The following is a 426-nucleotide window of genomic DNA, read 5'->3' on the forward strand; positions in this document are numbered from 1 at the left end:
CGCCAGTGGAAGAAAGGTCAAAAGCGATGGTCCAAGAGTCGAAACCTCAAAGAGCCACACGAAACAACCAACGATGATTATTGGTCATTTAGAAAACTAAATAAATTAGGTATGTCCAACGATGATGGAGCAGAGGAAATTCTTAAGAGGTTTCCTCAATACCGAATTTTAGGAGATATATTGAAAATTTACGATGAGGATCGTGGATGGTATTTCAAAATCGAACTGTTCAGAAATGATGATGGATAGAGAAAGAGGTAGAAATGGAAAGTAAACAAACGTATCTGGTCGCCTGCTTTGATAAATCAGATTGTATCGACATGATGCAGGAAGTCTTTTTGATGTTAAACATTGATGATCAAAACAAAGGGAAATTTTCTCCATGTATTAAAACATTGGAAATCAAATCAGAAGAAAAGGAAATCC

1 pseudogene is annotated in these 426 nt (G+C 36.2%); it reads left to right on the forward strand.

The features are described 5' to 3' along the window. Positions 1 to 249 (forward strand): annotated as a pseudogene (locus tag ACI3E5_RS17580) (rolling circle replication-associated protein); the annotation flags it as partial. Between the last annotated feature and the right edge of the window lie 177 nt (positions 250 to 426).

Source organism: Candidatus Enterococcus avicola, from assembly GCF_047470845.1.
GTDB lineage: Bacteria > Bacillota > Bacilli > Lactobacillales > Enterococcaceae > Enterococcus_D > Enterococcus_D casseliflavus.